Below are 22,829 nucleotides of genomic sequence, written 5' to 3'. Positions count from 1 at the left end.
TCTTTTTTTTATGTTTTTGGGGTCGGCGGGCAGGCTCTAAAGCCAGAGATGGCAAGGCGTGCAGCGGGACAACAGTGAATCTCTTTATTTTTGGTCTTGGGGGCTCGTCTTGGTGGTCCTTTAGGCGCGCCAGACAGAAACTTCGAACAGTCTGCCCCGGATGACTTGCCCCACAGGGCACAAAGTCGCATTATTACGCCATTGTTTTGGAGCCCAATGTAATGGATCTGTCGAAAATTACCTGCACTGAAGATTTCCGCCTGGCGGCCAAACGCCGCGTGCCCAAGATGTTTTATGACTACGCCGACTCCGGCTCCTGGACGCAGGGCACGTATCATGCGAACGAGCAGGATTTTCACAAGCTGAAATTCAAACAGCGCGTGGCCGTGGACATTGACCATCGCAGTCTGAAGACCAAGCTTCTGGGTCAGGATGTGGCCATGCCCGTGGCTATTGCCCCTACCGGTCTGACCGGCATGCAGCACGCCGATGGTGAAATGCTGGCGGCTTTGGCCGCACGGGATTTTGGTATTCCTTTCACCCTGTCCACCATGAGCGTGTGCTCGCTGGAGGACGTGGCCCAGGCTACCCGTGCCCCGTTCTGGTTCCAGCTGTATGTGATGCGTGATCGCAGCTTTATTGAAAACCTGATTGCGCGTGCCAAGGCGGCTAATTGTTCGGCGCTGGTCCTGACCCTGGACTTGCAGGTTTTGGGGCAGCGTCACAAAGATATTAAAAATGGCCTGACCACGCCTCCACGCCTGACTATTCCTAATTTGCTGAATCTGGCGACCAAGCCGTACTGGTGCCGCAATATGCTGCGCACGCATCGTCGCAGTTTTGGCAATATCGTCGGCCACGCCAAGGGAGTGTCGGATCTGCGCTCCTTGTCTACTTGGACGGCTGAGCAGTTCGACCCGAGCCTGAACTGGAAAGATATCGAGTGGATCAAGAATGCCTGGGGCGGCAAGCTGATTGTGAAAGGCATTATGGATGCGGACGATGCACGTTATGCCGTGGATAGCGGGGCTGATGCCTTGATCGTGTCCAATCACGGTGGCCGTCAGCTGGATGGCGCGCCATCCTCAATTTCCTGCCTGCCTGCGATTAGCAAGGCGGTAGGTGACAAGATCGAAGTGCTGGTCGATGGTGGTATTCGCAGCGGTCAGGATGTGTTGCGTGCCCGCGCCTTGGGCGCTCAAGGTGCCATGATTGGCCGTGCTTTCCTGTATGCCTTGGGTGCGGCGGGGCAGGCCGGTGTGGCCCGTTTACTGAAATTGATGGCGAATGAGCTGGACGTGTCCATGGCGTTTTGCGGTCGTACCGATATCAATCAGGTAGACCGCTCCATCTTGCTCAATCCCGATATTTTCGATCGTCCCGGTTACTGAAGACCGATATGCAAGGGCCCTGGCTGGACGGGTAAATGACCTCGTCCGTGGGGCCCGTTCAGATCCAGTACAGGGCCAGCCGGCACAATACCCGTCGGGTTCAGATGGCGGTGACTGCTGTAGTAATGGGTCTTGATGTGATCCAGGCTGACCGTGCTGGCCACGCCAGGCATTTGGTACAGCTCCAGCATGTAGTTCCACAGATTCGGATAATCAATCAGACGGCGCAGATTGCATTTGAAATGGCCAACATAGACCGGATCAAAGCGAATCAGGGTAGTGAACAAGCGCCAGTCGGCCTCGGTCAGTTGCGTGCCAGTCAGGTAGCGCTGCTGGCTCAGGCGAGCTTCCAGCCCGTCCAGACTGTCGAACAGCGCATGAACTGCCGTGTCGTAGGCGGCTTGTGAGCGGGCAAAACCTGCTTTGTAGACCCCGTTATTGACGGTGTCATACACATGGGCATTGATCTTGTCGATTTCGCCTAGCAGCTCGGCAGGTGCCATATCCAGGCTGCGCGCGCCCAAAGTATCAAAGGCGCTATTGAAAATACGCATGATCTCGGCCGACTCGTTATTGATGATTGTGCCGCGCTGCTTGTCCCACAGTACGGGCACGGTAATACGCCCCGTAAATTGCGGGTCCGCCTTGGCATAGAGCTGATGCAGGAACTGCGCATCCATGACCGGGTCCGGCACCACGCCATCCGCCGGTTCAAAGGTCCAGCCCTGATCGCCCATGATGGGGTTCACCACTGACACTGAAATCAGCTTTTGCAGCCCCTTTAATTCACGCATGATCAGGGTGCGATGCGCCCAGGGGCAGGCCAGCGAGACATACAGATGATAGCGATTGGCCTGGGCAGGCTGCGCTGCCTGGCCGTCCGGGCCGGGGCCGCCGTCGGCGGTAATCCAGTCCCGGAAGGCAGACTGGGCACGTTGAAATGTATCGGACTGGGTGCTGCTGACAGGCTCTTTGCTATGCCATTGTCCATCTATCATCATGCCCATCTGTGTACTCCGTTTTAGCCTTTCAGCTTGATTGCAATTTCAGCGATATGACGGCCCTGGTAGCGGGCGCCGTCCAGCTCGTTCTGGCTGGGCTGACGTGAACCGTCGCCACCGGCAATGGTGGATGCGCCGTAGGGGCTGCCGCCAGTGACTTCGTTCAGCAGTGTCTGGCCTGCAAAGCTGTAAGGCAGGCCCACCACAATCATGCCAAAGTGCATCAGGTTATGAATAATGGACAGTAGCGTCAGCTCCTGCCCACCGTGTTGGGTGGCGGTAGAGGTAAAGGCACCGCCTACCTTGCCATTGAGTGCGCCGCGCGCCCACAGGCCACCGGCCTGATCCAGAAAACTGGCCATTTGCGAGCTGATGCGCCCGAAACGGGTGCCGGTGCCGACAATGATGGCGTCGTAGTTTTCCAGGTCGCCAATAGTGGCTACCGGGGCGGCTTGATCCAGCTTGAAATTCGCTTTCTGGGCCACGGCTTCCGGGACCAGTTCGGGGACACGCTTGATGTCCACCGTCGCGCCAGCGCTTTGTGCACCTTCGGCAACCGCTTGGGCCATTTTTTCTACGTGGCCATAGGCGGAGTAATAGAGAACCAGGACTTTTGCCATTTGAACTTCTCCAGAAAAGCGATCAACAAGGAATCGGACGGGGCAGCGGCCACAGGGCTAAGCCGGGGCGCAGCTGCTATGACGATGATAGTCGTGCCACGCCCGCTCTGCCAAACCCCTGGACGGATTGTTTTGTGTCAGAGTCTGTCTTGCAAAGCGGGTGGCCGTCCCGAGGAGCATCAGCCTGGCAGCAGGGCGTAGGTGGTGGTGGCGTGGGCGGCCAGTCGACCTTGCTCGTCCAGCAGCTTGATGTCGCCAAAGACCATGCTTTTGCCACGCTTCAGCACTTGGGCGTGTACCAGCACATCCCCCTGGCTAACCGGGCGTACAAAGCTGGTGTTCAGTGAAACTGTAGTCATGGGGCGAAACTCCCCCAGGCTTTGACTGACGGCCAGCACCATGGCGGTATCGGCTGCCGCCATATACACCTGACCGCAGACCACACCGGCCACGTGCGTCAATTGATCTGAAAAAGGCAGGCGTAGAACCACGCCGTCTTCATTCATGTTTTCTACACGCAATTTCAGGGCTTGCACCCAAGGGGCAAATAGCGTGTCCAGTAAGTGTTGGCTTTGCTCAAGATTCATCAGGGATCAGCCGCAGTAAACAGAGGTAATTTTGTTTTGTTCGTCCACGCGGATGTTCAAACGGGTGGGATCGTAGTCCGTGGTGTACATGCGGTCCGGAGCCAGGACGCGGGCTTTTGCCGCACCGGCCTGTTTGACCAGACGTTCAACTTGGCTTTGGCTGGCGGTTTGACCGGCTGGATTCAAGGCGTCCGCATTGCACAGACCACCAGAAGAGTCGCTGAACGAAGAAGTCGAGCTTGTTTGCGCGCTATTGCCCGTGGCCGTGCAAGCAGCCAGCAAAACGGCGGGAAGGACGCTAAGTAGTACGGAGAGTCGCATGGGAAATCCTTAAAAGCAGCTGGGAAGCATTCAGCTTGAAGGATTAATAATACCTGTTCTAGGCGGGGCGTTTAAGGCCTTTGACACTGCGTTTTGTGGTGGTTTTGCCCGGCTTGACGGACACCTCGGGATGCTGGGCAATCGAGTAGCGCAAGGGGGCCTTGGCCCAGGCGCCCGCGTACTCTACGCCGATGCGCGGGCTGATCAGAATTTGCTCCGGCGGCAGGGCGGGGGCGTCCAGCCAATGCATGGCAGGGGCGCAGGCATCTGCACCGTTATAAGCTTTGTCTATACCCATCCCTTTGCACAATCGTCCGGGGCCTGACAGGGACGGGCCATCCTCAGGCGACGTCCATTGCGCCGCCCGCAGCAAGACCGCCGTACCATCGCCTTCAACACCGCTGACGATATTCATGCAGTGGTGCAGGCCGTAGATCAAATACACATAGGCGTAGCCTGCCGGGCCGAACATCAGTCGCGTGCGCTCGGTGATACCGCGTCGGCTGTGGGCGGCCTGATCCTGGGGACCCAGATAGGCTTCGGTTTCTACAATGGTGGCGCAGCGCTGCCCGCGCTCGTCATTCAAAACCAGGGTTTTGCCCAGCAATTCCAGGGCAACGTAACGCGGATCACGGGCAAAGAACGCACGTGGCAGGTACAGCGCGGATTCAGTCATTTCCGGGAGTCTGCTCCAGCTTGTTCAACCAGGCCTGCTTTTGCTCCTTGGGTAAAAAGGAGGAGCGCAAGCTATTGGCTGCCAGAGTGCGTAAATCGGCCTCCCGCAGATTCAGGGCCTGGGCGGTTTGCAGGTAGTTGTCCAGCAGATAGCCGCCAAAATAGGCTGGGTCGTCCGAGTTCACGCAGACATTCAGGCCGCGATCCAGCAAATGCTTCAGATTGTGCTGGTGCAGGCTATCAAAAACCTTGAGCTTGATGTTGGACAGCGGACAGACTGTCAAGGAAATGGCGTGGTCGGCCAAATACTGCATCAGGGCCGGGTCGTCCTGGCTGCGCACGCCATGGTCGATGCGTTCTACTTTCAGAAGCTGAAGGGCATCGCGTACATAGCTGGCCGGGCCTTCCTCACCCGCGTGGGCGACCAGTCGGAAACCCAGCTCTCGGCAACGGGCATAAACCTTCTCGAATTTGGCGGGCGGGTTGCCCTTTTCCGAGGAGTCCAGGCCAATTGCAATCCACAGGTCGGAATACTGATTGCGCAAGGGCAAGGCGGCTTCCAGGGTGTCAAACGCCTCGGCTTCGCTCAGGTGGCGCAGGAAGCTCAAGATCAGATAGCTGCTGATCCCCAACTCGGATCTGGCCTGGCGGGCGGCGCGGGCAATCCCGGCAAACACGGTTTCCATGGCGATCCCGCGTGCCGTGTGCGTCTGCGGGTCAAACATGATTTCCGTGTGGACAATGCCATCGGCCTGGGCGCGCAGAAAGTAGGCCCAGGTCATGTCAAAGAAATCCTGCTCGGTGATCAGAACCCCCGCCCCGGCGTAGTACAGGTCCAGAAAGGATTGCAAGTCGGTGAACTGATAGGCGGCGTGCAGGCTGGCCTGATCGGGATAGGGCAGCGTAATGTGATTGCGCTGGGCCAGCTTGAAGATCAAGTCCGGTTCCAGCGTGCCTTCGATATGAAGGTGCAGTTCAGCCTTGGGCAGTTGGCGGGTAAATTCGCGTAGGGAAAAGGCGGAATCAGACACGGGGCGCTCCTGGTAGGCAGAATATGCGCCCCATTATACGAAGGCAAAGGCCTGGGGTCAGGCGTCCTTGCCACGCAGGGCGGCAATGGCCAGAAAGAGCCAGGCCAGAATCATGGCTACTCCGCCAATAGGGGTAATCGCGCCCAGCCATTTCACGCCGCTAAGCACCAGAATGTACAGGCTGCCGCTGAAAATCAGTACGCCAGCCAGCATCAGAATTGCGCTGCGCGACTGCCAGGTCGCATTCAATTGCGAGCCCAACGCGGCAATCAGCAGCAAGCCCAGACCATGCAGCAATTGATACAGTACGGCCGTGTGCCAGGTTGCCAATGCCGAAGCGTCAACCATGGCGCGCAGGGCGTGGGCACCAAACGCGCCCAGGCCTACGCCCAAGGCCATAATCAGTGTGCCCAGGCACAGAATGGATCGTGATTTCATGTCGTTCCTTGCAAGTCGCTGCGGTCGCAGCGCGGAGGGAGGCCAGTGCTATTATCGAACAAAAAAATTGGCTTTGTCTGCAAGGAGACAGCATGCAAGAAATAGCTCCGGTCGCCCCTGATGCACAAGACGTTGTGGTGGCCGCGTATCGCTATCAGTCTGGCCAGCCAGCACAGGCTTTGGATATTCATCACCTGCCTGTACACGATCCCTTGAAGGACGGCTTTATCTGGATTGGTTTGAAAGACCCCAGCGAGGCGACCTTGCGCGAAGTAGGGGCGCAACTGGGTCTGCCAGACAATGCCGTTGAAGAATTGATTGCCCCTCATCGTCGTCCCAAATTGCTGGAGTTCAGCAATTGCCTGATTGTGGTGGCGGTAACCTTGGGCCTGAAAGATCTGCGCCCACTTTTTGGTACTACGCAGATTCTGATTGCCCACGGCTTGTTGCTGACGGTACGGCGTGGTTCCAACAGCAGCTATTTAGAGCTGCGTGCCCGTCTGGAAAGCACACCGGCCTTGCTGGAGCGGGGCAGTGATTTTGTCGCCTCGGAGTTGCTGGATCTGATTGTGGACCAGTATCAGACTTGCCTGGAACAAACCGAAAAGGCGGTAGAGGCCATTGAACAGCAATTTCTGATTCGGGGCTTCAAGGAAAACGATGTACGGCGTATTTATCGTTTACGGCGCGATTTGCTGCGCGTGTATAACGCGGTAACGCCATTGGCGGAGCTAAGCCGTCGTTTGTCGCGCATCGAGCTGGCGTATGTGGATGCGGAAAGTCGGGCATATTTCGGTGAAGTGGCAGACCGCATTGCCCGCACTTCCGAATTTATTAACAGCCTGCGGCAAGCCCTGGCCTTCGCCTTTGAAGGTGGCTTGATGATAGGGCAGATGCAGCAGACTGACACTACCCGCAAGCTGGCGGCCTGGGCGGCCATTTTGGCCGTGCCGACCGCGGTGGCGGGGATTTACGGCATGAACTTCAAATTCATGCCCGAGCTGGAATGGACGCTGGGCTACCCCCTGGCCTTGGGCCTGATGGGCAGCGTGTGCGGATTTTTGTACTGGAAATTCAAAAAGGCCAAATGGCTCTAGATTAAGAGACGGGGCAAGACGGCCGGAATCAAGGAGGCGAGATGGGTCTGGAACAGCAGTTACAGAATCAGGTGCCGGATTTGATGCATGACGATCTGTTTGGCGAAGATCCGGCTTTACAACATTGGCAAAGCAAGCTGGCCTCCCAGGAGGCTCGGCAAGCGCTGGCGGACTACGGCCAGAAACTGGGCTCTGCCCATTGGCGCGAACAAGGTGCCTTGGCCAATCGCCAGCCGCCGCAATGGCGAGGCTGGTCTGCTCAAGGGCAACGAGTTGATCAGATGGATTTTCATCCCGCCTGGCATCAATTGATGAGCCTGGGCATGGAGCAGGGCCTGCATATCTGGCCCCATCAGTCCGAACCTGGCCGGCACCTGCAACGAGCCATGGGCTTTTACATGCATGGTCAGATTGAGGCGGGCACCTTGTGTCCCTTGACCATGACGCGCGCCGCTGCGCCCTTACTGCAGGCTGATCCGTTTCAGGAATGGGCGGCCAAGCTGGACATCAATCAGTACGACTCTTCTGATCAGTTGATGACAGAAAAAAGCAGCGTGCTGCTGGGCATGGGCATGACGGAAATGCAGGGCGGCTCTGATCTGCGCGGCTGCACCACTGAAGCGCATCCCCAGGCTCAGGCGTTTCGTCTTTACGGGCACAAATGGTTTTTCTCCGTGCCGCAGGCGGACGGGCATCTGGTACTGGCTCGTGAGCACGAGCAGTTTTCTTGTTTCCTGATGCCGCGCTATACCGAATATGGCTTGAATCGCCGGTATATACGCAGGCTGAAAGACAAATTGGGCAACCGCTCTAACGCCAGTGCCGAAATTGATTTTGATGGTGCGCTGGCCTGGCGCGTGGGCCAAGCCGGTCGCGGTATTGCTCTGCTGGCCGGAATGGCGGCCCGTACCCGTATTGATTGCGTGCTGGGCAGTGCCGCCCTGATGCGGCAGGCTTTGGTGCAGTCCCTGCATTACTGTCAGCACCGACGCTGCTTTGGCAAACAATTGATCGAGCAGCCCTTGATGCAGGCAGTACTGCTGGATATGAGCCTGGAAAGCGAAGCGGCCACCCATCTGGCCCTGTTCCTGGTGGATTTGCAGGAGCGGGCTGATGATCCCGTGGCGCAGGCGGTGCTACGCGTGCTGGCTCCAGCTGCCAAGTTCTGGGTATGCCGTCGGGCCATCGCCCTGTGTGCCGAAGCCATGGAAACCTGGGGCGGCAACGGCTATATCGAGGATGGCCCCATGCCGCGCTTGCTGCGCGAAGCTCCTGTCAATTCTATTTGGGAAGGTTCAGGCAATGTGATGTGCCTGGATGTGCAGCGCGCCTTGAGTCAGGAAGGCGTATTGGAGGCCTTGCAGGCAGACTTGCGTGCCCGTACGGGAGATGATGCGAAACTGGGCCAAGCGGCGCAGGATTTGTTGAGCACGGTTTCCCAGGCCGGAGGCCGTGTCTGGACGCAGAAACTGGCCCTTCTGTACCAAGCCTGCCTGATGCGCCACGTGGCTCCCGATGCCGTCGCGGATCTGTTCGCGACCCATCGTCTGCAACAAGGTCCGGCTACCGTATTCGGGCTGGAAGGTGTGGAGCAGGCTTCCTGGTATTTGCATCGCATCTGGCCCCGCCTGCAGGCGTCTTGATGCAGGCCTGCCTACTAGGGACATTGCTCTGGACAGGCGGTGCGCAGTATCTATAATTTGTTAGCCTTGTTTCTGCTACCCGCCTGGAGTGTTGTCCGCATCATGACTGTGTTTTCCCTGTCCGGCTTTTCTTCTTTGACGCGGCGCACAGCCGTTTGTGCTGGCTTGACGGCTGTGATGGCTGTCTGGGCCTTGCCTGTTCAGGCTCAAGACTTCGAGCTGACAGGGCGCGTGGTGCGGGTGGCCGACGGCGATACGCTGACGATTCTGCCCAGCAATAACAGGCAGGTGCGCGTGCGTCTGGCCAGTATCGATGCTCCCGAAACCACCAAAGACAGCCGTCGTCCCGGCCAGCCCTTTGCGGTGGCCTCGCGGCGCTTCCTGTCGGATTTGGTTTCCGGTAAACATTTGACCCTGTCTTGCTATGAGCGCGACCGCCACGGTCGCGCTGTATGCGATGTGCCTTTGGCCGATGGCGAAACCGCCAACCAGAAACTGGTACGGGCTGGAATGGCCATGGCCAATCGTGAAAAACGCGGCCGCTTCCTGCGCGACCCTCGTATTGATCAGCTGGAGCGCGAAGCCAAGGAAGCCGGTGTAGGCATCTGGTCAGAGCCCAGTCCTGTCCCGCCATGGAAATGGCGTTATGACTGCTGGCAGCAAGGGCAATGCTAAGCCCTTTGCGGCGGATGGGGCTGGCCTTGTTGTGCGTCGGATTGGCAGCTTGCTCCAAACCCGTTAACAGCCCTTATCAGGAAGGCAGCGCAGCAGAAAACACGCTCTACAGCGCGTTCACGACCCGCTCCCCCAATCACCTGGACCCGGCCTTGTCCTACTCCGGTGACGAGACACCGTTTACGTATTCGATTTATGAGCCGCTGTACGGCTATCACTATCTGGACCGTCCCTACCGCCTGATTCCCAAGGCGGCGGCCGAGCTGGTAGAGCCTGTATACCTTGATGAGCAGGGTAATCGTTTGCCTGCTGATGTGCCGGGCGAACAGGTGGCAGTCAGCCGTTACGATATTCCCATCAAGCAAGGCATTCGCTTTCAGCCGCATCCGGCCTTTGCCTTGGATGAACAGGGCGAGTACCGCTATTACCCCATGCGGGCGCCGGACCTGAACGATGCTTTCAGCATTGCCGACTTCGCCCATACCGGCTCGCGCGAGCTGACGGCTCACGATTACGTTTACGCCTTCAAGCGTTTGGCCAGCCCGCGCTTGGCCTCTCCTGTGCTGGGTGTGATGGCCGAGCACATCCGGGGCTTCAAGGAGTTCAGCGAAGAACTGGCCCGTATCGACAAGCAGGAGCCGCGTCCACAATGGCTGGATTTACGGCCCTACACCTTGCCGGGTGTGCGAGCGCTGGATAAACACACCTTGCGCATCGAGGTGAATGGCAAGTACCCACAGTTCAAGTACTGGCTGGCCATGACCTTTACCGCGCCCATGGCCTGGGAGGCCGAGCGCTTTTATAGCCAGCCGCGCATGGCGCAGCACAATCTGACACTGGATAGCTGGCCCGTGGGCACAGGCCCATTCATGCTGACAGAATCCCTGACCAATCGCCGTCACGTTCTGAGCCGTAACCCCAATTATCGGGGGGAGCCATACCCTTGTGTGGGCGAGCCCGGCGACCAGGCTGCTGGTTTACTCGAAGATTGCGGCAAGCCCATGCCTTTTCTGGACAAAGTGGTGTTCTCTCTGGAAAAAGAGGGCGTCCCCTTGATGGGCAAGTTCCTGCAGGGCTATTACGACATTCCGCAGGTGGAGCGGGGCGAGTACGGTGTCGCCATGACAGTAGCCGCGCAGGACTCGGTCGACAAAGCCAATCTGTATCAGGAGCGCGGCCTGCAATTGCGCACGGCACCTGAAGCGCAATTGTTTTATATGGGCTTTAACTGGCATGACCCGGTGGTCGGCCAGGGCGATACGCCCGAGCAGTTCGAGAAAAACCGCAAGCTGCGCCTGGCCATCAGCATTGTGTTCGACTGGGAGCAGTACGTTTCCATTTTCATGAATGACCAAGGAGAAGCCGCGCATAGTCCTTTGCCGCCTGGCGTGCCAGGCTATCAGCCGCTGCCCCAGGGTGCCAACCCTTATGTCTACACCAAGGACAATGGCGTGGTGAAACGCCGCAGTCTGGACGAAGCGCGTGATTTGCTGCGACAGGCGGGCTATCCCGATGGACGGGACAGCCGTACCGGCAAGCCCCTGATTCTGTATTACGACTCCATGATGGGTATGGGCTCGGATGCCACGGTGGACTGGATGCGCCGTCAGCTGGCCCAGGTAGGCTTGCAGCTGGAAGTGCGCGCTACCGATTACAACCGCTTTCAGGACAAGATGAAGCGGGGCGCGGCACAGCTATTTCTGTGGGGCTGGGTAGCCGACTACCCGGATGCCGAAAACTTCTTCACCTTGCTGTATGGCCCCCAGGCCAAGAAAGATTTTGGTGGTGAGAACGCCGCCAATTACCAAAGCGCGGAGTTTGATCGCCTGTACGAGCAAATGCGCTTTCTGAACGACGGCCCGGACAAGCAGGCGGTGGTGCAGCAGATGATCCATCTGGTCCAGCATGATGCCCCCTGGATGTTTGGCTATGTGCCCAATGCGGGTGGTGCCTACCAAAGCTGGGTGCGCAATGCCAAGCCGTCCATGATGGTGCGCGACAGCATCCAGTATTACCGTATCGACCCCGAACAGCGTGTGGAGCGAATTGATCGCTGGAACCGCCCCGTCTGGTGGCCCGCCATTCCGCTGGGCTTGCTGGCCTTGATCCTGGTGTGGGTGGTGCGCTCGCAGGCTCAGGCGCGTCGTCGCCATGTGGCTCTGCGCAAGGAGAAAGACTGATGTTTTCCTATATGCTGCGGCGCATTCTGTATGGCGTGCTGATTCTGATAGGGGTCAATCTGCTGACCTTTGTGTTGTTCTTTGCCGTGAACACGCCTGACGATATGGCCCGTTTGTCCATTGGTGGGCAGCGCGTCAGCCAGACGGCCATTGAAAACTGGAAGGCAGAGCGCGGTTATAACAAGCCGTTGTTTTATAACGCGCAAGCGGAAGGCTCCAAAACCTTTACCGACACGATTTTCTACGAGCGCTCGGTTCCTTTGTTGCGCCTGGATTTTGGCTTGTCCGACCAGGGGCAGGATATTGCCTATCAGATCAAGCAACGCATGGGGCCCAGTTTGGCGCTGGCCTTGCCCACCTTCTTTTTAGGCTTATGGGTGTGTATCAGTTTTGCCTTGCTGATGGTGTTCTTTCGGGGAACCCGACTGGATTTTTCCGCCGTTGTGCTGTGCGTCGTGTTGATGTCCATTTCGGGCCTGTTCTACATCATTGCCGGGCAATGGCTGTTTGCACGGGTGCTGCGCTGGGTGCCGTTTTCGGGCTGGGTAGAAGGGATGGATAACTGGCGCTTTCTGGTCTTGCCGGTGCTGGTGGGGATTTTGTCGCGTATCGGGGCGGAATCGCGCTTTTATCGCAGCCTGTTTCTGGAAGAGGCCAGCCGTGATTATGTGCGTACGGCGCGCTCCAAGGGGCTGGCGGAATCTACCGTTTTGTTCCGCCATGTCTTGCCCAATGCGCTCTTGCCCATTCTGACGGGTACCGTATCGGCTTTGCCCCTGCTGTTCATGGGCAGCCTGATTTCGGAGTCTTTTTTTGGTATTCCGGGTCTGGGCAGCTTCACCATTGATGCCATCAATGCCCAGGACTTCTCCATTGTGCGTGCCATGGTGTTTTTAGGATCGATGCTTTATATCGCCGGTTTGATTCTGGCCGATATCTCCTACACCCTGGTTGACCCCCGCATTCGTTTTAGTTGAGCCCGCCATGCCACAGTTCGTCTTTCTCTGGACCGATACCTTTGTGCTGGCACTGTTTCTGGCCATGGCGCTCTACACCTGGCGCGTCGTCAAGCGGCCTGCCTTGCGCTCGGCCTGGGCCAGTGTGGCACGTACGCCCTCGGCCATGTGCGCTGCTGTTTTTCTGGTCTTTTTCCTGCTGATCGGTTTACTGGACTCCATTCACTACCGGCCTTTATTGCCGGCTGCCCCTGGGCAGGAAGCCAGCACAGCCAGCTATGCCCCCGTCGCCCGCTCTGCGCTGGATGATATTCTGAAGAAAGCCGGGCTGGCCGAGGTGGAAAAAACCTATTCTGCTCCCTTGGCCCGCTTTCAACTGACCAAAGAAAGCATGCTGATAGATGGCAAGCCCGTGCGGGACTTTCCGCGTCTGGTCAATGCCGGGGTGGGTATGGATACACCTGCCGCGCATAGACACGATATTTTGCAGCTAGGCGCCAAAGGTTTGGCCTGGGGTGTGCTGGGCAGCGTGCTACTGGCTGTTCTGCTGACGCTTTGGGGGCGCAAGCAATCCATGGAGCCGGGTTGGGGCGCGGCTTGGCGTTATTGGTGGCAAGGGCAGGGTTTGGTGAATTGGCGATTGGTCTGGTTCAGTGCCTGCGTGCTGGTGATACTGCTATGCCTGGTGCTGAGCCTTAGCGCGAATTACTACGTGCTGGGCACGGATCGCACGGGTAACGACATCATCTGGCAAGCCTTGAAAAGCGTGCGCACGGCTTTGGTGATTGGCACCTTGACCACCTTCGCCATGCTGCCACCTGCCATCATTCTGGGCTTGGCCGCTGGATACTTCCGGGGCTGGGTGGATGATGTCATTCAATACATTTACACCACGCTGACTTCCATCCCTGGCGTGCTGCTGATCGCCGCTTGCGTGTTGATGATGCAGGTCTATATCGACACCCATCCCGACAGCTTCGACACCGTGGCCGCTCGCGCAGATCTGCGCTTGTTCATGCTGTGCCTGATTCTGGGGTTAACCGGCTGGGCGGGCCTGTGCCGCCTGCTGCGGGCCGAGGTGTTGAAGCTGCGCGAGCTGGACTACGTTCAGGCAGCCCAAGCCTTTGGTGTCGGTCATCTGCGCATCATGTTCCGTCACCTGCTGCCTAACGTCATGCACATTGTGCTGATCACCCTGATTCTGGAGTTCTCCGGCCTGGTGCTGTACGAGGCTGTGCTGTCTTATCTGGGTATTGGTGTGGACCCCAGCATGCCATCCTTTGGGCGCATGATTGACGCCGCCCGTAGCGAGCTGTCCCGCGACCCGATCATCTGGTGGGGCCTGGCCGGGGCTTTTGTGATGATGCTGGGTTTGGTTCTGTCTGCGAACATTTTTGCCGATGCGGTGCAAACGGCGTTTGACCCTCGTACTCGTCGCTTCAAGGCTTTGCGAGTACGTCGTCCAGGAGGAGCCAAGGTATGAGCGAGCTTGAAAATGTCTCCGCCGTGAAGCCCGCTGCAACGCCTGCCGTGCTGAGTATCGAGGGTCTGGAACTGCGTGTGCAGTCCGATGCCGGTGTGCAAAGTGTGGTGCGTAATCTGTCTTTGGCCGTGCAGCGCGGTGAAACCTTTGCCTTGGTGGGGGAGTCCGGCTGCGGCAAAAGCATGACGGCCATGGCGATCCTGCGCCTCTTGCCCGAAGCCGCCTGGATGCAGTCCGGTCAAATTGCCTTGGACGGGTTGGAACTGCCGCCTTTGCCTGAACAGCAAATGCAGGATGTGCGCGGTAAACGCATCAGCGTGATTTTTCAGGAGCCGTCCACCAGCCTGAATCCGGTCATGTCCATTGGCCGGCAGATCAGCGAGGTGATTCGTCGTCATGGTGTGGCTCCTGCGGGGCAGGAAAGGGCAAGGGCCATCAAATGGCTGGAACGTGTCGGCATCCCCGGTGCCGCACAGCGTTACGATGACTTTCCATTCCAGTTCTCCGGCGGCCAGAAGCAACGCATCATGATTGCCATTGCCTTGGCGGCGGAACCTGATTTGCTGGTGGCTGACGAACCAACTACCGCGCTGGATGTAACGGTTCAGGCGCAGATTCTGCAGTTGTTGGCCGATATACAGAAAGAGATGGGCCTGGCTATCTTGCTGATTACGCACGATTTGCTGCTGGTCAAACAGTATGCCGATTATGTGGCCTTGATGCGGCACGGACAAATAGTGGAAGCCGGGCTGGCAAGCCAGTTCTTTTTACGCCCTAGCCATCCTTATGCTCGTGAATTGCTCAATGCCATTCCCACTTTTGAGAAACGTGGGCGTCCCTTGTCCCGTGCCCCTGCGCCCATTGAAGCAGTCCCCCCGCGCAATAGCGGCAAAGAGCTGGTGCTGGATATTCAGGGCTTGTCTGTTTCCTATAAGCAGGCTGGCTCCTGGTGGCGACGCCTGCCTGTCATTCCCGTGGTCAAAGACTTGAGCCTGCAACTGCACAAGGGCGAAACCCTGGCTTTGGTCGGCGAGTCGGGCTGCGGTAAAAGCACGGTCGCACGTACTTTGATGCGCTTGCTGGATCATCAGGCTCAGATTAGCGGGCAGGTGCAGATGCAGGGGCAGAACGTCTTGCAAGTGAAAGGCAAGGCCTTGCGGCAACTGCGCTCACGTTTGCAGATCATTTTTCAGGATCCCTATGGGTCGCTGGATCCGCGCATGATGGTGGGGGATATTCTCCTGGAAGGCCTGACCGCGCTGCGTCCCGAGCTGGACACCAAGGCGCGTCGCAAACGAATTGAAACTTTAGTGGACCAAGTCGGTCTACCCAAGAACGCCCTGGATCGTTACGCGCATGAGTTCTCTGGTGGGCAACGTCAGCGCATCGCCATTGCGCGGGCTTTGGCAGTCGAACCCGCCGTTCTGATTTGCGACGAACCGACCTCGGCCCTGGACGTGTCCGTACAAGCGCAGATTCTGGATTTGATGCGTGAGTTACAAATGGAACTGGGGCTGGCTTATTTGTTCATTACCCATAATTTCGGGGTTGTGGAGTATCTGGCCGATCGAATTGCTATCATGGCCAAGGGACGCATCGTGGAGCAGGGCAGCGCACAGCACGTTCTGTTCCATCCGCAGGAAGAGTTGACGCAGCGTCTGCTGGCCGCTGTTCCCCGTTAAGCCGCGCCACATGCCGGACTTGCCATAATTAGTCCGGCACTTCTATGTCACAATACGGCGGTCTGTCCGCCCATTGATAAACACATTATGAGTCTGAAGGTTTTTGATCTTGAATGCGAACACGGCCATGTGTTCGAGGGTTGGTTTAGCTCACGCGAAAGTTACGATGAGCAGATCAGTCGTGGGCTCTTGTGTTGCCCCGTCTGCGACAGCCACGAGGTCAAACGCAAACTTTCGGCTCCACGTATCAATGTAGGTGCGCAGGAAAGCCTTGGCGCTCCTGCCAGTGCTCCAGTTCCGCCTCCCTTGCCTTCAACCATGCCTACCGAAGCGCAAATGCGGGCGATTCAAGGTCAGCTTTTACAAGAGCTGCGTTCGGTGATACGCAAGTCAGACAATGTGGGCACCCAGTTTGCCCAGGAAGCACGCCGCATGCACGAGGGCGACATTGAGCCGCGCGCAATCCGTGGTCAGGCCACGGTGCAGGAGTATCAGGAACTGGCCGACGACGGCATTATTGCCATGCCGATTCCGGACTTTCTGGATGATGACCGCCTGCAGTAAATAACTGCGACATTTCTTTCAGCCTGCGGTGCAAGGTACTGCGATGCAGTCCCAAGGCGCGCGCCGCTTGTGAAATATTTCCCTGATGCTGTTTCAAAGCCTGCTGCACGGCAGCGTATTCCTGTTCCTTCAGGGTTTGTGGCTTTGGGGAGTCAAGGGAGCTGGTTTCCGTCATGCTCCGGACCTCCGGGATGGCAGGCTCTTGGACCAGCACCGGGTGTTCTGCATTCAAGCATGGCAAGGCAGGCAGGTCCTGGGCCAACCAGAGCCGCCCCGGAGAATCTTGCACAATGATTTGCAGCAGCACCGATCGCAACTGGCGGTAATTGCCTGGCCAGTCGTAGTCCTGCAGTATTTGCAGGGCTTCGGGGTGTAGCTGGGGCGCAGCCTGGCCTTGTGCCAGAACGGTCAGCTCTCTGGAAATGTAGTCGCCCAGATCGTTGCGTTCCCTAAGGCTGGGGACTGTGCAGATATAGTCTTGCAGCCGGAAGTACAGGTCGGCACGAAAGCGGCCATCGCGCACCAGCTTTTCCAGCGGCTGATGACTAGCGCTGATCAGTTGGAAGTCCAGCCTGTGTGTGCGTTCCGAACCCAGTGCCTGCACCTCGCGCTCTTGTAGAACCCGTAGCAGACGGCTTTGCAAGCCTACAGGCATATCGCCAATTTCATCCAGAAACAGCACACCGCCATGGGCCTGACGCAATTTGCCTGCATAGCCCTGACGGCGTGCACCTGTAAACGCACCGGCTTCATAACCAAACAGCTCGGCTTCGATCAGGGTTTCGGGCAGGGCGGCGCAGTTAATTGCTACAAAAGGACCGGACTGCGACTTGTGACGGCGATGCAGCTCACGCGCCATACGCTCTTTGCCCGAGCCGCTAGGACCGCTGAGCAAGATGGACAAGCCCATCTGCATGGCGCGCAACGCCGGTTCCAGCGCCTTTTCCTGTTGAGGGGACAGTTGTGTCGTTTCTGCTGTCTTGGTCCGAGTCTGTACCGCACGGGCCGGAGCCGGGGTTTTAGCGGCCGTGCTCAGGTGCAGCGTTACGGGCCGACTCGTGCTTTTTGCCTGTTCCAGTACCGAACTTAAATCCTGGCCGGGCAGCTCCTGCCAGTCCTGGCGCAACATGCGGGCGGCCAACTCATCGGCAGCCACAATGGTGTCGTCCTCCAGAACCAGTCGACCACTAAAAGCACTATTGAGCAGGCTGGGGTCTGTATGCAGATGCAGCAGGCGGCGCGATGGCGTGCACAGTGACTCCAGCATCTGGCGGCTGATCTGGCGGGCGTACAGCTGTGCCAAATCCAGCGCGTAGTGATGTTCCAGCTCCGAAGGCCCGGAGATATCCAGCACCCCAATAATCTGGCCGTAAGGGTCGTAAATGGGGGCGGCGTGGCAGCTAAGAATCCGGTTGTCAGGCAGATAGTGCTGGCTGCCGTGAATCTTGATGGGCTGTGCGCAGACCAGAGCCGTACCAATAGCATTGGTGCCGCGATGGTTCTCCGCCCAACTCACACCCGCACGCAAGGCAACCTGTTCGGCCCGCTGCAGAAAGTGTGGGTCCCCCGCCTGTTGCAACACCGTGCCTTGTGCGTCGCACAATAAAACCAGACTGCGATGCGGGTGCACCAGCGCCGCTAGATCCTGTACCGCTGCCGAGGAGTGATGCAACAAGTGATGCTGTTGTTCCAGCAACTGTCGCAGTGCACCTTGGCTCATGTCCCGAGGTTCCGCGCTTAACTCCGACTCCATCGTCTGACAGCGCTCCCAGGACTGACGCCACATGGTTTCGTTGGTCTGCGGGCAAAACGAGTGTAGAGAAGTCATGAGTGTGCTCCGGGAGGGGTGTCGCATCCTGCGACAGTGCTCGCTTTTTGCGACAGTAGCTGTCGCAGCCTGCGACTGGAGGTCGTTCCATTATGGAGGCGGGCGAGCTCAGGATCGAGTCGGGACAATCGCTAGCTAGTTTGGCACGTTATTTGCTTTAGTTAAATCAGGATAAAGGCACCCCTAACCTTTCCCTGCGGTGCACGTCTTGTGACACCGAACTAAATCAATAAGGAGACATCATGAATCTGTCCGATCTCAAATCCATGGGCCTGGATCTGGAATTCCCTTTCAAATCCCGTTACGACAACTACATTGGTGGACGTTGGGTGCCGCCGGTCGAAGGCGAGTATTTTGATAACGTCTCGCCCGTCACCGGGCAGGTGTTTTGCCAGGTAGCCCGCTCGGGTGCAGCGGACATTGACCTGGCTCTGGACGCCGCGCACAAGGTGCGCCACCAGTGGGCCAATACCCCGCCTGCCGAGCGCTCCGCCGTCTTGCTGCGCATTGCTGACCGTATCGAACAAAACCTGGAACGTCTGGCGGTTGCCGAAACGATCGACAACGGCAAACCCATCCGTGAAACCCGCGCGGCTGACTTGCCTTTGGCCGTCGACCATTTCCGCTACTTTGCCGGTTGCTTGCGCGCACAAGAGGGCAGCATCTCGGATGTGGACAGCACCACTGTTGCCTACCACTTCCACGAGCCTATCGGTGTGGTCGGCCAGATCATCCCCTGGAACTTCCCGCTACTGATGGCCGCCTGGAAACTGGCTCCTGCCCTGGCCGCCGGTTGCCCTATCGTCCTGAAACCCGCCGAGCAAACCCCCGCTTCCATTTTGCTGCTGATGGAAATCATCGGCGATCTGCTGCCCGCGGGCGTACTGAACGTCGTCACCGGCTACGGTAAAGAAGCAGGCCATGCCTTGGCCAACTCCAAGCGCATCGCCAAAATCGCCTTCACTGGCTCCACCCCCGTCGGCCGAGAAATCCTGCACGCGGCTGCCGACCGCCTGATCCCCGCTACGGTAGAGCTGGGCGGCAAGAGCCCCAATATCTTCTTTGAAGATGTGATGCAGGCTGATGATGCCTTCCTGGACAAAGCCCTGGAAGGTTTGAGCATGTTTGCTCTGAACCAGGGCGAGATTTGCACATGTCCATCGCGTATCCTGATTCAGGAATCCATCTACGAGCGCTTTATCGAGCGTGCCGTCGAGCGAGTCAAACGTATCCAGACCGGCAACCCCCTCAACGCCGGGACAATGGTGGGCGCGCAGGTGTCCGAGAAACAGATGGAGCGCATCCTGGGCTACATCAATATCGGTCGGGAAGAGGGCGCACAAGCCTTGACTGGCGGCGAACGCAATCGTCTGGGCCAGGGTCTGGATAATGGCTACTACATCAGTCCCACCATGCTGCTGGGCAAGAACAGCATGCGCACCTTCCAGGAAGAAATCTTCGGACCAGTGGCTGCCGTCACTACCTTCAAGGACGAAGAAGAAGCCATTGCCATCGCCAACGACACCGAGTTTGGCCTGGGCGCTGGTGTCTGGAGCCGCGACGGCTCGCGTGCCTACCGCGTAGGCCGTGGCGTTGAAGCTGGCCGAGTCTGGACCAACTGCTATCACCTGTATCCTGCTCACGCCGCTTTCGGTGGCTACAAGCAATCCGGTATCGGCCGCGAAACCCACAAGATGGCCCTCAATAACTACCAGCAAACCAAGTGTCTGCTGGTCAGCTACAGCCCGAACGCCCTGGGCTTCTTCTGATCCTTTGATCTATTCGTAGTGTTGTAAGACCTCCCCCCATGCAATATGGGGGGATTCCCTCCTTGCGCGCTCTCAGTTCGTATACCCCCGAGGTCGCAGGGATTCTCTTCGATCATTAATAAGGAATACGCACCATGACAGTCTCGGAATTCTTTATCCCCTCGCACAATATTCTTGGCCCCGGCGCACTGGACCAGGCCATGCCGATTGTCGGGAAAATGGGCTTCAAAAAAGCTCTGATCATTACTGACGCCGATCTGGCCAAGCTGGGTATGGCGAAGCTGGTGGCTGACAAGTTGATTGCGCAGGGCATCAATACAGCGATTTTTGATCAGGTGCAGCCTAACCCTACCGTTGGTAATGTGAATGCTGGCCTGGATGCCTTGAAAGCGCACGGCGCAGACCTGATCGTGTCCCTGGGTGGTGGTTCGTCGCATGACTGTGCCAAAGGCGTAGCCCTGGTCGCCAGCAACGGCGGCAAGATCGCTGACTACGAAGGCGTAGATAAGTCCGCCAAGCCGCAATTGCCGCTGCTGGCTATCAACACCACAGCAGGCACAGCGTCGGAAATGACGCGCTTCACCATCATTACCGACGAAACCCGCCACGTAAAAATGGCGATCATCGACCGCCACATCACACCGTTCCTGTCAGTGAACGACTCCGACCTGATGGAAGGCATGCCCGCATCGCTAACTGCTGCTACTGGCATGGATGCACTGACCCACGCAGTTGAAGCCTACGTTTCCACAATCGCCACCCCCATCACCGACGCCTGTGCGGTGAAAGTGGTAGAGCTGATCGCCAAATACCTACCGACTGCCGTGCGCGAGCCACATAATAAAAAAGCACGTGAACAAATGGCCTATGCGCAGTTCCTGGCAGGTATGGCATTCAATAACGCGTCGCTGGGCTATGTCCATGCCATGGCGCACCAGCTAGGCGGTTTCTACGATCTGCCCCACGGTGTCTGTAATGCACTGCTGCTCCCGCATGTGCAGGCATTCAATATGCAGGTGGCGGAGGAACGTCTGAATGAAATCGGCAAGCTGCTATCGGATAACAATGCAGATCTGAAAGGCCTGGATGTTATCGCAGCGATTAAAAAGCTGGCCGATATTGTGGGGATTCCGAAGTCGCTGGAAGAACTGGGCGTGAAGCGAGAGGATTTCCCGGTTCTGGCCGATAACGCGCTCAAGGATGTGTGCGGTGCAACTAATCCGATTCAGACGGATAAGAAGACGATTATGGGGATTTTTGAAGAGGCGTTTGGGGTGAGGTAGGTAGGTGTTGAGGGGAAGAGCTGAAAGCTCTTCCCGTCTTACCGGGAGGCCTGGATCTGCAGGGCTACACTACATCACTGATTTTGTGAGTGGGTTCAAAACTAAAGAAGCTTTCCGGAGATTGTTAGGAGAACCACCGCAATAGGACTTCTTTAGCTTTATGGGTGTGCTCATCTTTAATGTGAGCTGCTGTTGCAGCTACAGCTGCGACAAGGACACCTAGGTCGTCTGTGTATCCCACGACTGGCAGTACATCTGGTACTGCATCCACAGGTGAAATGAAATATCCAAGCGCGGCGATGATAGTAGTTTTAGCCCAAGTGGGTGTATCTGCGTCTAGGGCTGCATAATACATTTTTAGCGCAGGCTCAAGAACACCCTCACCAGCTGTTTTGGCATATGTTTTGACCTTGTCCCAAAAACTATTTTCTGAATACTCGGAGCTGAATTGATCGTCTGACATCGGGATCACCACGTTTAGATGTTGGGTTACATGTTGAAGTATTTAATTGTGCGCAATAAGAGTAGGTGGTGAAGAGTGATTTCCCAATTTAAAACCCTCACGTCGCGTCGTTCGGCATGATGGCTGATAAGGTGCTCATCTTTGCAATATAAGTTGATTTGCGGATGTTTTTAGGAAATTTGCTTAGCACTAATCGAGCCACGCATTGAGTGGCTACTGCTGGTTGGGCGTGGTTTTTTGTGGAATCTGTTTTACCGGTTAAGGTTTTAGTTTTATGAGGTGAGATAGATTGAGTCTCATCAGGTTTTGGTTCACCTCATCCCCGGCATAGCACAAGAATGCCCCCCATCCACCGGCAGACAAACCCCTGTAATAAACCCCGCCGCATCCGAAGCTAAAAACACCGCTGCATTCGCAATATCCCACGGTGTCCCCGTCCTCTTCATCGGCACCGCATTAGCCCGCTGCTCCTTGATATGTTCAATCGAATCATATTGAGCCGCAATCTGCTGATAAACCAGTGGTGTATCAATCACCCCTGGCAAAATGGCATTCGCCCGTATTCCTTTATCAGCAAACTCCAATGCCGTAGCAACAGTAGCCTGATTCAGTGCCGCCTTAGACGCGTAATAAGCGAAGTAAGAGTAGCCACTCCAACGGATTGAAGCCAGGGAAGATATATTAGTAATCACTCCCGAGCCTTGTTTCAGAAAGTGCGATAATACAGCGCGGGTGGTTCGCAGAATGGATCCGACGTTAATATCCATGGTCTTTTGGAAGAGCGCATCGTCTATATCTAATGGACCACCAGCGGGTGCAATTCCTACGTTGTTATGCAGGATGTCAATTTTTCCGAAATGCTCTAGTGCTAAAGCTACTGTCTTTTCCACTGTCTCGGTATCGCAAACATCCGCCTCCAAAGCCAGCGCTTCTCCACCTTCCCCAAGAATATGATCCGCGCTGCGTTTCGCCGCTGCCAAGTCCTTATCCACACAAACCACCTGCGCTCCAGCCCTGGCATAAGCCACCGCCGCCGCTTTCCCGTTGTTCCAATCCTCTAAAGGCGCGCCCGCCCCAAAGACCAATACTGTTTTGCCTTGCAAGCTTTGCGTGAAAACGGCGGAGTCGTGTTGCTGTGTCAT

General features: G+C 57.2%; 21 protein-coding genes. 11 read left to right on the top strand and 10 right to left on the bottom strand.

Going from position 1 to position 22,829, the window contains the following annotated elements:
- Positions 1 to 221: 221 nt before the first annotated feature.
- Positions 222 to 1,391: an alpha-hydroxy acid oxidase gene (locus M2Q46_RS09000; RefSeq protein ID WP_009457768.1), complete on the top strand. Its 1,170-nt coding sequence runs from the start codon at positions 222 to 224 to the stop codon at positions 1,389 to 1,391.
- Here M2Q46_RS09000 and M2Q46_RS08995 read toward each other — a convergent pair.
- The 7 genes from M2Q46_RS08995 to M2Q46_RS08965 form a co-directional block, all read right to left on the bottom strand.
- Positions 1,385 to 2,398 (bottom strand): glutathione S-transferase family protein, encoded by a 1,014-nt coding sequence (locus tag M2Q46_RS08995; RefSeq protein WP_302357099.1) that lies wholly within the window; start codon positions 2,396 to 2,398, stop codon positions 1,385 to 1,387. The genes M2Q46_RS09000 and M2Q46_RS08995 overlap by 7 nt on opposite strands.
- Positions 2,399 to 2,412: 14 nt before the next feature.
- A complete protein-coding gene (wrbA, locus tag M2Q46_RS08990) occupies positions 2,413 to 3,012 on the bottom strand; it encodes an NAD(P)H:quinone oxidoreductase (RefSeq protein WP_009457766.1) in 600 nt (199 codons plus the stop codon).
- Positions 3,013 to 3,191: 179 nt separating this feature from the next.
- Positions 3,192 to 3,599 carry a PaaI family thioesterase gene (locus M2Q46_RS08985; RefSeq protein ID WP_302357098.1) on the bottom strand — a complete coding sequence of 136 codons (408 nt, stop codon included), beginning with the start codon at positions 3,597 to 3,599 and terminating at the stop codon, positions 3,192 to 3,194.
- Between the two features lie 6 nt (positions 3,600 to 3,605).
- Positions 3,606 to 3,920 carry an I78 family peptidase inhibitor gene (locus tag M2Q46_RS08980; RefSeq protein WP_022983535.1) on the bottom strand — a complete coding sequence of 105 codons (315 nt, stop codon included), beginning with the start codon at positions 3,918 to 3,920 and terminating at the stop codon, positions 3,606 to 3,608.
- Positions 3,921 to 3,978: 58 nt separating this feature from the next.
- On the bottom strand, positions 3,979 to 4,596 hold the full coding sequence (locus M2Q46_RS08975; RefSeq protein WP_302357097.1) for a DNA-3-methyladenine glycosylase: 618 nt from the start codon (positions 4,594 to 4,596) through the stop codon (positions 3,979 to 3,981).
- Positions 4,589 to 5,626 (bottom strand): adenosine deaminase, encoded by a 1,038-nt coding sequence (locus M2Q46_RS08970; protein ID WP_035270853.1) that lies wholly within the window; start codon positions 5,624 to 5,626, stop codon positions 4,589 to 4,591. The genes M2Q46_RS08975 and M2Q46_RS08970 overlap by 8 nt, the downstream gene beginning before the upstream one ends.
- Positions 5,627 to 5,683: 57 nt before the next feature.
- The gene (locus M2Q46_RS08965; protein ID WP_009457750.1) at positions 5,684 to 6,064 is read right to left on the bottom strand and encodes a DUF423 domain-containing protein; all 381 of its coding nucleotides are present in this window, start codon (positions 6,062 to 6,064) and stop codon (positions 5,684 to 5,686) included.
- Between the two features lie 92 nt (positions 6,065 to 6,156).
- Here M2Q46_RS08965 and M2Q46_RS08960 point away from each other — a divergent pair, with 92 nt between their 5' ends.
- From M2Q46_RS08960 to M2Q46_RS08925, 8 genes are all read left to right on the top strand, one after another.
- On the top strand, positions 6,157 to 7,161 hold the full coding sequence (locus M2Q46_RS08960) for a magnesium and cobalt transport protein CorA (protein ID WP_083054029.1): 1,005 nt from the start codon (positions 6,157 to 6,159) through the stop codon (positions 7,159 to 7,161).
- Between the two features lie 41 nt (positions 7,162 to 7,202).
- Complete coding sequence (locus tag M2Q46_RS08955) at positions 7,203 to 8,804, top strand: acyl-CoA dehydrogenase family protein (RefSeq protein WP_302357096.1); 1,602 nt, start codon at positions 7,203 to 7,205, stop codon at positions 8,802 to 8,804.
- Positions 8,805 to 8,906: 102 nt separating this feature from the next.
- On the top strand, positions 8,907 to 9,479 hold the full coding sequence (locus M2Q46_RS08950) for a thermonuclease family protein (protein WP_230940585.1): 573 nt from the start codon (positions 8,907 to 8,909) through the stop codon (positions 9,477 to 9,479).
- Positions 9,473 to 11,659, top strand: a complete 2,187-nt coding sequence (locus M2Q46_RS08945; RefSeq protein WP_060185705.1) for an ABC transporter substrate-binding protein — start codon at positions 9,473 to 9,475, stop codon at positions 11,657 to 11,659. The genes M2Q46_RS08950 and M2Q46_RS08945 overlap by 7 nt, the downstream gene beginning before the upstream one ends.
- Entirely contained in the window at positions 11,659 to 12,636 is a 978-nt protein-coding gene (locus tag M2Q46_RS08940; protein WP_009457740.1) for an ABC transporter permease, read from the top strand. The genes M2Q46_RS08945 and M2Q46_RS08940 overlap by 1 nt, the downstream gene beginning before the upstream one ends.
- A 7-nt stretch (positions 12,637 to 12,643) precedes the next feature.
- On the top strand, positions 12,644 to 14,098 hold the full coding sequence (locus tag M2Q46_RS08935; protein WP_083054026.1) for an ABC transporter permease: 1,455 nt from the start codon (positions 12,644 to 12,646) through the stop codon (positions 14,096 to 14,098).
- Positions 14,095 to 15,780: an ABC transporter ATP-binding protein gene (locus M2Q46_RS08930; protein ID WP_203145006.1), complete on the top strand. Its 1,686-nt coding sequence runs from the start codon at positions 14,095 to 14,097 to the stop codon at positions 15,778 to 15,780. Before M2Q46_RS08935 ends, M2Q46_RS08930 begins: the two co-directional genes overlap by 4 nt.
- 87 nt (positions 15,781 to 15,867) lie before the next feature.
- A complete protein-coding gene (locus tag M2Q46_RS08925) occupies positions 15,868 to 16,344 on the top strand; it encodes a DUF1178 family protein (RefSeq protein WP_026484274.1) in 477 nt (158 codons plus the stop codon).
- On the opposite strand, the gene M2Q46_RS08920 is transcribed toward M2Q46_RS08925, so the two are convergent.
- A complete protein-coding gene (locus M2Q46_RS08920; RefSeq protein ID WP_302357094.1) occupies positions 16,295 to 18,172 on the bottom strand; it encodes a sigma-54-dependent Fis family transcriptional regulator in 1,878 nt (625 codons plus the stop codon). The genes M2Q46_RS08925 and M2Q46_RS08920 overlap by 50 nt on opposite strands.
- A gap of 242 nt (positions 18,173 to 18,414) precedes the next feature.
- Here M2Q46_RS08920 and M2Q46_RS08915 point away from each other — a divergent pair, with 242 nt between their 5' ends.
- Positions 18,415 to 19,941 (top strand): aldehyde dehydrogenase family protein, encoded by a 1,527-nt coding sequence (locus M2Q46_RS08915; protein ID WP_239055233.1) that lies wholly within the window; start codon positions 18,415 to 18,417, stop codon positions 19,939 to 19,941.
- A 134-nt stretch (positions 19,942 to 20,075) separates the two neighbouring features.
- Entirely contained in the window at positions 20,076 to 21,224 is a 1,149-nt protein-coding gene (locus M2Q46_RS08910) for an iron-containing alcohol dehydrogenase (RefSeq protein WP_302357093.1), read from the top strand.
- A 124-nt stretch (positions 21,225 to 21,348) separates the two neighbouring features.
- On the opposite strand, the gene M2Q46_RS08905 is transcribed toward M2Q46_RS08910, so the two are convergent.
- Complete coding sequence (locus M2Q46_RS08905) at positions 21,349 to 21,687, bottom strand: YkvA family protein (protein WP_035270839.1); 339 nt, start codon at positions 21,685 to 21,687, stop codon at positions 21,349 to 21,351.
- Positions 21,688 to 21,998: 311 nt separating this feature from the next.
- Positions 21,999 to 22,829: an SDR family NAD(P)-dependent oxidoreductase gene (locus tag M2Q46_RS08900; protein ID WP_302357092.1), complete on the bottom strand. Its 831-nt coding sequence runs from the start codon at positions 22,827 to 22,829 to the stop codon at positions 21,999 to 22,001.

The sequence above is a fragment of the Alcaligenes sp. YSL9 genome, from assembly GCF_030515105.1.
GTDB lineage: Bacteria > Pseudomonadota > Gammaproteobacteria > Burkholderiales > Burkholderiaceae_B > Alcaligenes > Alcaligenes phenolicus.
Note: the sequence above shows the minus strand (reverse complement) of the source record. Positions and strands in the feature narration are given on the sequence as shown.

Coding starts and splice junctions, on each gene's coding strand:
- M2Q46_RS08960 (WP_083054029.1), top strand. CDS start 6,157: ATGCAAGAAATAGCTCCGGTCGCCCCTGATGCACAAGACGTTGTGGTG.
- M2Q46_RS08920 (WP_302357094.1), bottom strand. CDS start 18,172: ATGACTTCTCTACACTCGTTTTGCCCGCAGACCAACGAAACCATGTGG.
- M2Q46_RS08995 (WP_302357099.1), bottom strand. CDS start 2,398: ATGGGCATGATGATAGATGGACAATGGCATAGCAAAGAGCCTGTCAGC.
- M2Q46_RS08945 (WP_060185705.1), top strand. CDS start 9,473: ATGCTAAGCCCTTTGCGGCGGATGGGGCTGGCCTTGTTGTGCGTCGGA.
- M2Q46_RS08930 (WP_203145006.1), top strand. CDS start 14,095: ATGAGCGAGCTTGAAAATGTCTCCGCCGTGAAGCCCGCTGCAACGCCT.
- M2Q46_RS08985 (WP_302357098.1), bottom strand. CDS start 3,599: ATGAATCTTGAGCAAAGCCAACACTTACTGGACACGCTATTTGCCCCT.
- wrbA (WP_009457766.1), bottom strand. CDS start 3,012: ATGGCAAAAGTCCTGGTTCTCTATTACTCCGCCTATGGCCACGTAGAA.
- M2Q46_RS08905 (WP_035270839.1), bottom strand. CDS start 21,687: ATGTCAGACGATCAATTCAGCTCCGAGTATTCAGAAAATAGTTTTTGG.
- M2Q46_RS08950 (WP_230940585.1), top strand. CDS start 8,907: ATGACTGTGTTTTCCCTGTCCGGCTTTTCTTCTTTGACGCGGCGCACA.
- M2Q46_RS09000 (WP_009457768.1), top strand. CDS start 222: ATGGATCTGTCGAAAATTACCTGCACTGAAGATTTCCGCCTGGCGGCC.
- M2Q46_RS08915 (WP_239055233.1), top strand. CDS start 18,415: ATGAATCTGTCCGATCTCAAATCCATGGGCCTGGATCTGGAATTCCCT.
- M2Q46_RS08975 (WP_302357097.1), bottom strand. CDS start 4,596: ATGACTGAATCCGCGCTGTACCTGCCACGTGCGTTCTTTGCCCGTGAT.
- M2Q46_RS08900 (WP_302357092.1), bottom strand. CDS start 22,829: ATGACACAGCAACACGACTCCGCCGTTTTCACGCAAAGCTTGCAAGGC.
- M2Q46_RS08910 (WP_302357093.1), top strand. CDS start 20,076: ATGACAGTCTCGGAATTCTTTATCCCCTCGCACAATATTCTTGGCCCC.
- M2Q46_RS08925 (WP_026484274.1), top strand. CDS start 15,868: ATGAGTCTGAAGGTTTTTGATCTTGAATGCGAACACGGCCATGTGTTC.
- M2Q46_RS08980 (WP_022983535.1), bottom strand. CDS start 3,920: ATGCGACTCTCCGTACTACTTAGCGTCCTTCCCGCCGTTTTGCTGGCT.
- M2Q46_RS08935 (WP_083054026.1), top strand. CDS start 12,644: ATGCCACAGTTCGTCTTTCTCTGGACCGATACCTTTGTGCTGGCACTG.
- M2Q46_RS08940 (WP_009457740.1), top strand. CDS start 11,659: ATGTTTTCCTATATGCTGCGGCGCATTCTGTATGGCGTGCTGATTCTG.
- M2Q46_RS08965 (WP_009457750.1), bottom strand. CDS start 6,064: ATGAAATCACGATCCATTCTGTGCCTGGGCACACTGATTATGGCCTTG.
- M2Q46_RS08955 (WP_302357096.1), top strand. CDS start 7,203: ATGGGTCTGGAACAGCAGTTACAGAATCAGGTGCCGGATTTGATGCAT.